Genomic DNA, 12,009 nt, shown 5'->3' with positions numbered 1-12,009 from the left:
TGCTATAATTTGCCAAATTTAACCAAAAAACTTTGGGGGATATGATGACAATCACGGTTTATGGCATCAAAAATTGCAATACCATGAAAAAAGCCTTTGATAAACTGAATGAACTTGGCGTGAACTATGACTTTTTTGATTATAAAAAGCAGGTGCTAAGCGGAAATGAATTTGGCGAATTTGTCCGTATTTTTGGCGACAAAGTGATCAACAAGCAAGGCACTACTTACCGTAAACTTGATGATGACACCAAAGCAGTGCTTGGCGGTGTGGCGGATAGCGATCAGCTTCAAGCGGTGTATGAAATTGTCAAAAATCAACAAAGTATGCTAAAGCGTCCTATCATCATCGGTGAGCATCAAGGTGAGCAGGTGGCTGTGATTGGCTTTGATGATGGTGAATATCAAGCGGTGTTTGGCTAAGCCTACCCAAAAAAAGCGCCATCAGTGTGACGGCGCTTTTTGGCATCAAAGCTGATGTGCGTCTTTGTCATACTCAGGCACTGCCATGCCCCAGTTGGCATAAAAATCAGCCACAAACTCATCAAAGCGGTTTTCTTCGATTGCTTTGCGAATATCTGCCATCAGACGCTGATAGTAGCGTAGGTTGTGGATGGTGGCGAGCTGTGCTGAGAGCATCTCTTTGCACTTGTGCAGATGATACAGATACGCACGGCTGAAGTTTTGGCAGGTGTAGCAGTCGCAGTGCTCATCAAGTGGTGCCAAATCGGTGCGATATTGGCTGTTTTTGATGCGGACGATGCCTTTGTTTTCGCTATTACCTGTGACAAAATAATGTCCATTGCGTGCGTTACGTGTCGGCATGACGCAGTCAAACATATCTACGCCACGGCGTACTGCTTCGACGATGTCAGCTGGCTTACCGACGCCCATCAAGTAGCGTGGCTTGTCGCTTGGCATGGCGCTAGGTAGATAGTTGAGTACGCCGATCATTTCATCTTTTGGTTCACCCACCGACAGACCACCGATGGCATAGCCGTCAAATGGCATATCTAAAAGACCTTTGAGCGATTGTTCGCGTAGATCCTTGTACATACTGCCTTGGATGATGCCAAATAGGGCGTTTTTGTTGCCTAGACGCTGATGTTCATCGATGCATCGTTGCCCCCAACGCAGTGACAACTCAAGTGATTTTTGGGCATCGAGATGTGTTGCAGGATAGGGCGTGCATTCATCGAACTGCATGACGATGTCAGAATTGAGATCATTTTGGATTTGCATCGAAGTTTCAGGGCTTAAAAACACCTTAGCGCCATCAACAGGCGAGCGAAACGCCACGCCTTCTTCACTGATTTTACGCATCGCACCTAGGCTAAATACCTGAAAGCCACCCGAGTCGGTCAAAATTGGTTTATCCCAATTGATAAACTTATGCAAACCGCCAAATTCACGAATGACATCCATGCCAGGGCGTAGCCATAGATGAAAGGTATTGCCAAGGATGATATCGGCACCGATGCCATGAATGTCACGTGGTAACATCCCTTTGACAGTGCCATAAGTGCCCACCGGCATAAAAGCAGGGGTCTGTACATCGCCATGTGCCAGATGTACTGTGCCACGGCGTGCGTGATTGTTACCGCCATCGGTATTATGTAGGGTAAATTTCATAAGTTTCTCTAAATGATTAATTGGATTAAAGCATCATGCACACTTTCTTGGCTGATGCCAAATTTATAAATAATAAATAAGCGAAAAGCCTAAACCGATTTTTCCAAAAACATCGCATCGCCATAGCTAAAAAAGCGATAGTTGTGATGAATGGCGTGCTGATAGGCTTTTTTGATAGAATCAATGCCTGCAAAGGCAGAAACCAGCATCAGTAGCGTTGATTTTGGCAAATGAAAATTGGTCACCAAACAATCCACCACGCCGAAGCGATATGGCGGATAAATAAAGATATTGGTATCGCCTGCATATTCGATCAGCTTGCCATCTTTGTGATGTAAATACGCTGTCTCAAGCGTGCGAGTGACCGTCGTGCCGACAGCGATGATGCGACCGCCATTGGCTTTGGTTTGGTTGATGAGCTCGGCAGTTTCTTTGGGTAGGTGTGCATATTCTGAATGCATCACATGATCACGCACATCGTCTGCTTTGACTGGGGCAAAAGTCCCTGCACCGACATTGAGTGTGACAAAGGCAGTTTTAACGCCTTTTTGTTTTAGTTTATCTAATAAGTCATCATCAAAATGTAGGCTTGCTGTGGGTGCGGCAACACTGCCTGTCTTGGCAGGGTCATGAAACACCGTTTGATAGCGTTCATCATCCATCTCATCAGCATCCCGCTCAAAATAAGGCGGAATCGGCATCTGACCATAGCGATCCAAGTCAGGCAAAATGGGTGCGTCAAAGGCTAGGATAAACAGATTTTCTTCACGACCAAGCACGGTGGCGTGCATTTTGTGATCAGCTAGACTGAGCGTCTGACCGGCTTTGGGCGAGCGACTTGAGCGTACATGGCACAGTGCACGATGGGGCGGATGACCAACTTCATCAGGCAGTAGGCGTTCGACCAGTACTTCAACCACGCCGCCAGTGGCTTTTTGACCATGCAGGCGTGCTTTCATGACTTTGGTATCATTGAGCACCAACAAATCGCCATCTTTTAATAGCTCTGCCAAATCGGTAAACTGCCGATCACTGATGACGCCATCTGCCACATACAAAAGGCGTGAACTGCTACGCTGGTCAAGCGGATGGCGTGCGATCAGTGCTTCTGGCAAGTCATAGTCATAATCGCTGATGAGTACAGGTTGGTCGGTGTGGCTCATGGGGGTATTCATAAATAAAAATGATTATTGTACCAAAAATAAGCCGTTTACTCTAGGGATAGTTTGCTTGTACAAGTGCCAAAATTCATCATTTTTGTTGTGATTTATGCTAAAATTGACAGTAATTTTAAATCTTGAGTAATTTTCTCGGAATTATCCGAGTAATCAGGTGATTATGTTTAATTTATTTAAAAAGAAAAAACCTTTAGATGAACAAGTGCAAGCTGTGCTAGATACCAAAACGCTGTATGGTCAGCCATTTATGAATTTTGTGGTGGATCACACGCTCGATGGCGATGTCTTGACGATGAATATGCGTATTGGCATGAGTGATGATACTGCTGAGCTTGAGCGTGAATATCATGTCCTGCAGCAGACACTGTATCCGATGGGTGTGACCGAAGTGAACATCAATGTATCGATCGCTGAGCAAAGTATCGCCAATGCCAAAGATGCACCCAAGACTTCGCCAAAATCCACAAATCCATCACCAAACTCACAATCAGTGGTGCAGTCTTATCAGCCGCAAACTCAGCAGCAGACGGATACCATCCCGACCCATCAAGCAGAGAATCAGCCTGCCAAAGCTGCACCAAAGCAAAGTGAGCTTGTTGCCCATCCACGCATCAGACACATCGTGGTGGTTGCATCAGGCAAGGGTGGTGTGGGTAAATCTACGACGACGGTCAATCTGGCACTGGCACTGCAAAAGCTGGGCAAAAAGGTGGGTGTGTTAGATGCAGACATCTATGGACCATCGATTCCTGCGATGCTTGGTGTATCGGGTATCAAGCCACAGGTGGAGCATGATCAGTTTGTACCGATCAATGCCGATGGGCTGGCGGTTCTGTCGATTGGCAATCTGATTAACTCAGATGAGACGCCTGTGGCATGGCGTGGTATCAAGGCAACTGGCGCACTGATGCAACTGTACAATCAGACCAACTGGCCGACGCTTGATTATCTACTCATCGATATGCCACCAGGGACGGGAGATATTCAGCTGACTTTGGCACAGCGCATCCCTGTGACGGGGGCGGTGATTGTCACCACGCCGCAGCACATTGCACTGCTTGATGCCAAAAAAGGCATTGAGATGTTTAATAAGACCAATATTCCAGTACTGGGTATCGTAGAAAATATGGCGCTGCATACTTGTAGCCAATGTGGCCATACCGAAGCCATCTTTGGTCACGGTGGCGGTGATGAGATGGCTCAAAGCTATGGCGTGCCACTGCTTGGACAGTTGCCACTGGATGCCAGCATTCGTGCATCGATGGATGAGGGGCAGCCTAAGCGTCTGTATGATGCCCACTTGGGTCAGCATTATTTGGATATTGCTCATGCGGTGATGGATCGGGTGGGTAAATTTGCCAAGCCAGCGACGGACAGATTTTTTTAATGCGGTTATTAAATCCGCCATTTACATGAAAAAAATAAAACCCAAAGCTGATCGTTAGAGCTTTGGGTTTTGGTTTTGGGCTACTGGCCGCACAAGATTTTGGTGATGGCTTGATTGGTCTGATCATCAAAGCCTAAAACTGGCTTGTTGCAGTCGATGCTGATGCCTAGCGGATGTGCGGCAGCGCGGCGCTCAAAAAAATACAGAGTTGCTTTTTTAAGGGCGGGATTGTCGGCGCTGATTTGGATGCTGCGTTTATCGAGTACCACGAACTGAAACACTTGTGGCTTGACATATGACCAAGGCCGAAACCAAGTCTTTTTAGGCACTGTGGCGACCACCACGCTGTCATCTGGCAGCTTGGCGATGGTGTTGTTTGCCCAACTGTATTCGCTGTACACTTGAAAGCCAATCATGCCAATGCCAGCTGCGACTGGCACCAGCCATTTGGGTGTGCCTTTATAAAATAGGCGTATTGGCATCACCAATCCTGCCAATAAAAAACCACAAAAAACCGTTGCCAAAATTTCCCAAAACATCATCGTTATTGTATCCTTTTGTAGAGTTGGTCGTTAAAATGTATAAATAATGTAATTTATTCTTGACACTATTATAGACAAGTTTTGAGTTGAATACCACATGAATTTCAACGATTAATGCAGATTAAATAAAAAAATCACCCAGCTGGCTGAGTGATTTTTTCGGGTAGGGTGAGGATCAATGATCGACCGCAGCACCTGCACCTTTTGGATAACGGACACTTTCTACCAAGTCTTGAACTTCTTTTGGCGGTGGCGGTGTCATTGATGACACGATGAATGCGACCGCGAAGTTGATCAATGCACCGATGGTACCAAATGATAGTGGTGAGATGCCCATGATCCAGTTGGCTTCAACATTCTCAAAGGTGTTTGTGCCTGGAATGAAGAACCAGCCCATGTACAAGAATACATAGATACAGGTAATTGCACCACCAACAATCATACCCGCTGTTGCACCTGCTGAGTTGATGCGTTTTGAGAAAATACCCATCATCAATGCTGGGAACAGCGTCGATGCAGCGATACCAAAGGCAACAGCAACAACTTGCGCGGCAAAGCCTGGAGGATTGATACCTAGGTAAGTTGCCACTACAATCGCAACAGTCATCGAGATACGAGCAGCCATCAGCTCACCTTTGTCGGTGATGTCAGGCTTGATGGTTTTCTTGATCAGATCATGTGAGATCGCAGATGAGATCGCAAGTAGTAGGCCAGCAGCAGTAGATAGCGCAGCAGCCAAGCCACCAGCAGCAATCAAACCGATCACCCAGCTTGGTAGGTTCGCGATTTCAGGGTTTGCTAGTACCAAGATGTCGTTATTTACGGTCAATTCATTACCAGCCCAGCCTTTTTCGGCAGCAACAGTGGCATTGAACTCTTCATTCTTGTCATTGTAGTACTGGATACGACCATCGTTATTCTTGTCTTCGAATTTTAGTAGGCCAGTATTTTCCCAGTTGACCATCCACTCAGGACGCTCAGCGTGTACCAGTGCAGGCGCATCACGACCTTCTGGATAGACGGTGTTGATGATATTCATACGAGCCATCGAACCTACGGCAGGTGCAGTGGTGTATAGCAATGCGATGAAGATCAAAGTCCAGCCTGCTGAGGTACGCGCATCAGAGACTTTAGGTACGGTGAAGAAACGGATGATGACATGAGGCAGACCCGCTGTACCAATCATCAATGACATGGTCAATAAGAACATGTTCAGCTTATTTGGCACATCGGCAGTATATTGTTCAAAGCCCAGATCAGTCACGAGCATATCCAATTTTTGAAGGATAGGGGTGCCGCTGGCAACATCAGTACCGAACATGCCCAGCTGTGGAACTGGATTGCCAGTCAGCTGCAGCGAGATGAAGATGGCAGGTACGATATAAGCAATCATCAAGACCACATACTGTGCCACCTGAGTGTAGGTGATGCCTTTCATGCCGCCAAGCACCGCATAGAATAAAACAACAACAGCGGCGATGATTAGACCAGTTGTGCTATCGACTTCCAAGAAACGCGAGAACGCCACACCAGCACCAGTCATCTGACCGATCACATAAGTGGTACATGCCAAAATCAAGCACACGACAGCGACCAAGCGAGCGGTCTTGGAGTAGAAACGATCACCGATAAAGTCAGGTACGGTAAATTTACCAAACTTACGCAGATATGGAGCAAGAAGCAGTGCCAGCAGTACGAAACCGCCTGTCCAACCCATCAAATAAGCAGAAGCTGCATAACCACCCATCGCAAGCATACCAGCCATGGAGATGAATGATGCTGCACTCATCCAGTCAGCAGCGGTCGCCATGCCATTGACGACAGGGTGAACACCGCCGCCGGCGACATAGAATTCTTTGGTTGAGCCAGCGCGCGCCCAAATCGCAATACCGAAGTATAGCGCGAATGACAGGCCTACAAAGATAATGTTAATCCAAAACTGACTCATGGGTTAGTCCTCCTTGACCCCGAAGCGTTCTTCAAGCTTGCTCATTTGCCATGAGTAGAAGAAAATCAATACGATAAAGCACAAAATAGAACCTTGCTGACCGAACCAAAAGCCCAAATCAGAACCGCCAAATTGAATGTTGGCAAGTAGTGGGCGTAGCCAAATCGCAAAGCCATGAGAAACCAAAGCCCAAATTGCTAGGCAAATCGTGATAATGCGGATATTGGCAGCCCAATAGCCTTTTAGATCATGGTGTTCGTGTTGTGACATACATCACTCCTTATAAAGGAGCAGGGAGAGAGTGTGATATGATCTTCTGCCGCTATCCCTGCTTGTGTTAATCCTTTTTATAATCTGATCGCCGCCAATTTAGAATTCATTGGATTTAGTTAGACAATTCAGACAGTCATAGAATAGCACAACTGTTTTGAATTGCAATATGTATGTATGATTTTTTTTCAAAAAGTTTCTGCCATGTATCGATTATTTTTATGGATTAATGAGTGCACAGGTGTATCATTGATAGACTTACCCATTGCAAATTCACATCAAAAAAAGAGCCCTTGATCACTCAAAGGCTCTAGAGCTCACACGCTTATCTGCTCAGTTCGATCTTAGGTTCAACAACCAAAGCATCAGGGTCGCCCGCGACGCGCTCACGCTTGACAAACAAGAAGAATGCGATGGTAGTTAACAGGGTCAAGCCAATGCCGATGTACACAGACAGCTGATATTCAAGGCCAAAGCCAATTTGGTTATAAGCCAAGAATGTGTAACAAGCTGCACTCATAAAGATCGCTGGAATGGTGCAAATCCAGTGGAATTTGCGATAGCGATACAGATAGCCTGCTGCTGTCCATAACATGACCACAGCAACCGTTTGGTTTGCCCAGCTAAAGTAGCGCCATAGGATCTGAAAGTCCACTTTTGAGACGATAAAGCCAATGACAAACAGCGGAATGGCAATCCATAAGCGCTTAAGCAAAGTGCGCTGTTCCATATTAAAGAACTCAGCGATGATAAGTCGTGCAGCACGAAATGCCGTATCGCCCGAGGTGATCGGCAGCACCACGACACCAAGCACCGCAAATATACCACCGATGGCACCCAAGAAATAGATCGAGCTGTCATAGACCACTTTTGATGGTGAACCAGCCGCGATGGCTTCTTGAAGTGAAACCAAATCAGGATAAAATGACATGCCAACAGCACACCAAATCAGTGCAATGATACCTTCAGCGATCATCGCGCCATAGAAGATGAATCGACCTTCAGACTCGTTCATCGCACAGCGCGCCATCAAAGGTGTCTGAGTGGCGTGAAAGCCTGACAGCGCACCACAGGTGATGGTTAAAAATAGCAGTGGCCAAATCGGCAAATCGCCTTTTGGTTGTAGATTTGACATGAATTTTTCAACAGACAAGCCATCAATCGAACCAAAGAAAGACACAGCGCCAGATCCCAGATGGTTGCTGACTAGGCCATACATCATGCCAAGTGACATAAATAGCAGCAGACCGCCAAAGAATGGATAAATGCGGCCGATGATCTTATCGATTGGCAGCAAAGTCGCGATGATATAATAGATAAAGATGATCGCTGTCCAGACAACCAAAATTGTCTCTTTGGTCATGCCAAATGCTGTCGCACCATCTGCAGTTGTCGCAGCGGCAGCAGCGGAAATCTCTTCAGCGTTATTTACTGAGATCGTGCCATTGGCCGCAGTGCCAAACACATCCATGGTAATGGTACTCATCAGCTGAGCAGGGCTTGCCACGAACACCACGCCGACCAACACCAGTAGCACCACCGCCAAGACATTGATAAATGCCTTAATCGGTGCGCCCAAATATTTACCCGTCAAATAAGGCATCGACGCACCGCCGTTACGCACTGAAAGCATGCCGCACATATAATCATGTACCGCACCGGCAAAAATACAGCCCAAAACGATCCATAGCATCGCCACAGGACCGTATAACGCACCCAAAATCGGACCAAAAATCGGCCCTGTGCCAGCGATGTTCAGCAGCTGGATTAGCCAGATTTTGGTTTTTGACATGGGAACATAGTCCACGCCATCAGCCATGGTATAGGCAGGGGTGTTTTTGTTGGGGTTGATGACAAAGATTTTCTCAACCACTTTGCCGTAAATAAAATAGCCGACAAGCAGCACGGCGATACAAAAAAAGAACCATAACATGAATTAATCATCCAAAATGATGGGCGCTCGCCCAATGATAAAAGTCGCCAGCTTCCACAGGCAATTCACGATAAAACTTCAAATTTACATAACATAGCGAAATTTATGGGCATTGTAAAGTAAATTATGTGTTTTTTATCTGTTTGTATGCATATTTTTCAATTGTGACTAAAGCGTGGTGAGTTTACGCTTTGGCGAGCATAAAAATCGCCCATTGATGGCTACCAATGGGCGATTGTCAGTACTGGCTTATGATTTATTCATAATTATCGATACTTGGGCAAGAACAGATCAAATTCTTGTCGCCATAGACATCATCCACACGACCGACTGATGGCCAGAATTTGTGTGCTTTGATGTAGTCTAGTGGGAAAGCAGCTTCAGTGCGGCTATATGGGCGATCCCATTCACCAGTGACGACTGCTTGGGTGTGCGGTGCGTTCACCAGTGGGTTGTTGTCCGCTGTCCAGCCGTCGGTGCCTGCTTGTACTTTTAGGGCTTCTTGTTTGATTTGCTTCAATGCTGAGATAAAGCGGTCAAGCTCATCTTTGCTCTCAGACTCAGTCGGCTCAATCATCAAGGTGCCTGCCACAGGGAATGACATGGTCGGTGCATGGAAACCATAGTCCATCAGACGCTTGGCGATGTCAGTCTCAGTGATGCCAGTTTCTGCTTTGAGTGGGCGAATGTCGATGATACATTCGTGTGCGACTCGGCCATTTTTACCTGTGTATAGCACTGGATAGTCAGTAGATAGCTGGCTTGCCACATAGTTGGCGTTGAGTAGCGCTTGCTTGGTCGCTGCCAATAGACCATCACGACCCATCATGGTGATGTACATCCATGAGATCGGCAGGATGCTTGCAGAGCCGTACGGTGCTGCTGAGACAGCAGATTGACCTTCGACAGCATTATGCACAGGGGCGACGCTGTGGCTTGCGATGAATGGCGCTAGGTGTTTTTTCAGACCAATCGGACCCATGCCAGGACCGCCGCCGCCGTGTGGGATACAGAAGGTTTTGTGCAGGTTCATGTGTAGCACGTCCGCACCGACATCAGCAGGCTGCATGATGGCGACTTGGGCGTTCATGTTAGCGCCGTCCATATAGACTTGACCGCCATGAGCGTGGATTAGATCACAGATATCACGGATGCCTTCTTCAAACACGCCATGCGTCGATGGATAAGTAATCATCAAGGCGCCTAGGTTGGCACTGTGTTCTTCACACTTGGCTTTTAGGTCATCAAGATCAACATTGCCTTGCTCGTCGGTTGCTACGACGACAACTTTCATACCCATCATCTGAGCGGTAGCAGGGTTGGTACCGTGTGCTGAGCGTGGGATTAGGCAGACGTTGCGGTCGGTTTGACCTAGGCTTTCGTGATAGCGGCGAATAGCAAGTAAGCCGGCATATTCACCAGATGCACCAGAGTTTGGTTGCATACTGATTTCATCAAAGCCTGTGATGGCTTTTAATTGGTCTTGTAGGCTGTCAATCATCTCAATGTAGCCGACCACTTCGTCGCGTGGTGCGAACGGGTGTACATTAGCAAACTCATTCCAAGTGATTGGTAGCATTTCGCTTGTAGCGTTTAGCTTCATGGTGCACGAGCCAAGCGAAATCATCGAGCGGTTCATCGCCAAATCTTTGTCTTCTAGCGATTTTAGATAGCGTAGCATCTGATGCTCAGTGTGGTGGCTGTTGAATACAGGATGGGTCAAAATGTCATCAGTACGCACTTGTGAGCCAAGCACTGATTTGACTTCACCTAGAGCGCCAGCGACACCAAAGAACCCACAAAGGGCGTTAAATTCTTCTTCGTCAGTCAGTTCGTTAAACGCTACTGAAATGCGAGTATCGCCATCACGCCATAGACTATAGCCTGCCGCTTTGGCAGCTTGCATGATGCCATCGGCAGCCGCTTTGTCCGCTACATCCACAAGCACGGTATCAAAGAATGTACCATGTACGACAGCGAATTTGGCTTTGACGGCGTCACTAAACGCCACCGCCAGTGCATGAATGCGAGTGGCAATGCGTTTTAGTCCCACTGGGCCATGATAGACGGCGTACATACCTGCTAGGTTGGCAAGTAGTACTTGAGAAGTACAGATGTTTGAGTTGGCTTTCTCACGGCGGATATGCTGTTCACGAGTCTGTAGTGCCATGCGTAGAGCAGTATTGCCTTGTGCATCGATAGATACACCGATGATACGGCCAGGGGCGGAACGCTTATCTTTATCTTTGAACGCAAAATACGCTGCGTGTGGACCGCCAAAGCCCATTGGGATACCAAAACGCTGTGTGCTACCCAGAGCAATATCAGCGCCCATCTCGGCAGGTGATTTAAGCAGTACTAGGCTTAGGATGTCGGCTGCCACGATGGCATAAGCGCCTTTTTCTTTGACTGCTGAAATGATGTCAGTCAAATCAACGACATCACCTTCTTTGCCGACATATTGGAAATATGCACCAAAGAAATCACCATTTTTGGCGGTGTCAAAGTCGCCCACGACCACATCCCAACCAAAGTACTTGGCACGAGTGCGGATAACATCTAGGGTTTGTGGATAAGTGCGTTCATCAACAAAGAACTGCGTTGATTTTGACTTACTGACACGGTTTGCCATCGCCATCGCTTCAGCGGCGGCGGTTGCTTCGTCCAGCAGTGATGCACCTGCCAAATCCATACCAGTCAAATCAATACAGACTTGTTGGAAGTTTAGCAAAGCTTCAAGACGACCTTGAGCGATTTCGGCTTGATACGGGGTGTAGGCAGTGTACCAGCCCGGATTTTCTAGCACATTGCGCTGAATGACTGCAGGTAGGCGAGTTGGTGCATAGCCTTGACCGATGTAGCTTTTTGAGACGGTGATTTTGTTCGCCATTTTGCGTAGTTTGGCAAGCGCATTGTGCTCGCTCATCGCCACTGGCAAATCAAGCTCTTTGCCCAAGCGAACTGCTTTTGGGACGACAGCGTCAATAAAGCTGTCCATATCATCAAAGCCAACAGCTTTTAGCAGGGCTTGTTGTTCGCTTGCGTCCTTGCCAAGATGGCGATGAACGAACGCATTTTCGTAAAATAAATCGGAAAAGGTGTTAAATGACATAATTTATC

The 12,009-nt window shown here is 47.1% G+C and carries 9 protein-coding genes; 2 read left to right on the top strand and 7 right to left on the bottom strand.

Going from position 1 to position 12,009, the window contains the following annotated elements:
* Positions 1–44 precede the first annotated feature (44 nt).
* Positions 45–422, top strand: a complete 378-nt coding sequence (locus AZ602_RS04850; protein WP_103033952.1) for an ArsC/Spx/MgsR family protein — start codon at positions 45–47, stop codon at positions 420–422.
* 45 nt (positions 423–467) lie between these two features.
* Here AZ602_RS04850 and tgt read toward each other — a convergent pair whose 3' ends face one another.
* Positions 468–1,631 carry a tRNA guanosine(34) transglycosylase Tgt gene (gene tgt, locus AZ602_RS04845; protein WP_103033951.1) on the bottom strand — a complete coding sequence of 388 codons (1,164 nt, stop codon included), beginning with the start codon at positions 1,629–1,631 and terminating at the stop codon, positions 468–470.
* Positions 1,632–1,720: 89 nt separating this feature from the next.
* Positions 1,721–2,794 (bottom strand): tRNA preQ1(34) S-adenosylmethionine ribosyltransferase-isomerase QueA, encoded by a 1,074-nt coding sequence (gene queA, locus AZ602_RS04840; RefSeq protein WP_103033950.1) that lies wholly within the window; start codon positions 2,792–2,794, stop codon positions 1,721–1,723.
* Positions 2,795–2,969: 175 nt separating this feature from the next.
* On the opposite strand from queA, the gene AZ602_RS04835 reads away from it, so the two are divergent.
* Positions 2,970–4,196, top strand: coding sequence for an Mrp/NBP35 family ATP-binding protein (locus tag AZ602_RS04835; protein ID WP_103033949.1), 1,227 nt, complete (start codon positions 2,970–2,972; stop codon positions 4,194–4,196).
* Between the two features lie 80 nt (positions 4,197–4,276).
* Here the strand turns inward: AZ602_RS04835 and AZ602_RS04830 are convergent, their stop codons facing one another.
* From AZ602_RS04830 to gcvP, 5 genes are all read right to left on the bottom strand, one after another.
* Entirely contained in the window at positions 4,277–4,738 is a 462-nt protein-coding gene (locus AZ602_RS04830; protein ID WP_103033948.1) for a hypothetical protein, read from the bottom strand.
* Between the two features lie 175 nt (positions 4,739–4,913).
* Positions 4,914–6,686, bottom strand: coding sequence for a sodium:solute symporter family protein (locus AZ602_RS04825; RefSeq protein ID WP_103033947.1), 1,773 nt, complete (start codon positions 6,684–6,686; stop codon positions 4,914–4,916).
* 3 nt (positions 6,687–6,689) lie between these two features.
* Positions 6,690–6,956 (bottom strand): DUF4212 domain-containing protein, encoded by a 267-nt coding sequence (locus AZ602_RS04820; protein WP_078317525.1) that lies wholly within the window; start codon positions 6,954–6,956, stop codon positions 6,690–6,692.
* A gap of 325 nt (positions 6,957–7,281) precedes the next feature.
* Positions 7,282–8,889: a carbon starvation protein A gene (locus AZ602_RS04815; protein WP_103033946.1), complete on the bottom strand. Its 1,608-nt coding sequence runs from the start codon at positions 8,887–8,889 to the stop codon at positions 7,282–7,284.
* A 256-nt stretch (positions 8,890–9,145) separates the two neighbouring features.
* Positions 9,146–12,001: an aminomethyl-transferring glycine dehydrogenase gene (gene gcvP / locus AZ602_RS04810; RefSeq protein WP_103033945.1), complete on the bottom strand. Its 2,856-nt coding sequence runs from the start codon at positions 11,999–12,001 to the stop codon at positions 9,146–9,148.
* Positions 12,002–12,009: the final 8 nt, after the last annotated feature.

It is taken from the genome of Moraxella sp. RCAD0137 (assembly GCF_002894025.1).
In the GTDB taxonomy this organism is placed as follows: domain Bacteria; phylum Pseudomonadota; class Gammaproteobacteria; order Pseudomonadales; family Moraxellaceae; genus Moraxella; species Moraxella porci.
Note: the sequence above shows the minus strand (reverse complement) of the source record. Positions and strands in the feature narration are given on the sequence as shown.

Coding starts and splice junctions, on each gene's coding strand:
- AZ602_RS04830 (WP_103033948.1), bottom strand. CDS start 4,738: ATGATGTTTTGGGAAATTTTGGCAACGGTTTTTTGTGGTTTTTTATTG.
- AZ602_RS04835 (WP_103033949.1), top strand. CDS start 2,970: ATGTTTAATTTATTTAAAAAGAAAAAACCTTTAGATGAACAAGTGCAA.
- AZ602_RS04820 (WP_078317525.1), bottom strand. CDS start 6,956: ATGTCACAACACGAACACCATGATCTAAAAGGCTATTGGGCTGCCAAT.
- queA (WP_103033950.1), bottom strand. CDS start 2,794: ATGAGCCACACCGACCAACCTGTACTCATCAGCGATTATGACTATGAC.
- tgt (WP_103033951.1), bottom strand. CDS start 1,631: ATGAAATTTACCCTACATAATACCGATGGCGGTAACAATCACGCACGC.
- AZ602_RS04825 (WP_103033947.1), bottom strand. CDS start 6,686: ATGAGTCAGTTTTGGATTAACATTATCTTTGTAGGCCTGTCATTCGCG.
- AZ602_RS04850 (WP_103033952.1), top strand. CDS start 45: ATGACAATCACGGTTTATGGCATCAAAAATTGCAATACCATGAAAAAA.
- gcvP (WP_103033945.1), bottom strand. CDS start 12,001: ATGTCATTTAACACCTTTTCCGATTTATTTTACGAAAATGCGTTCGTT.
- AZ602_RS04815 (WP_103033946.1), bottom strand. CDS start 8,889: ATGTTATGGTTCTTTTTTTGTATCGCCGTGCTGCTTGTCGGCTATTTT.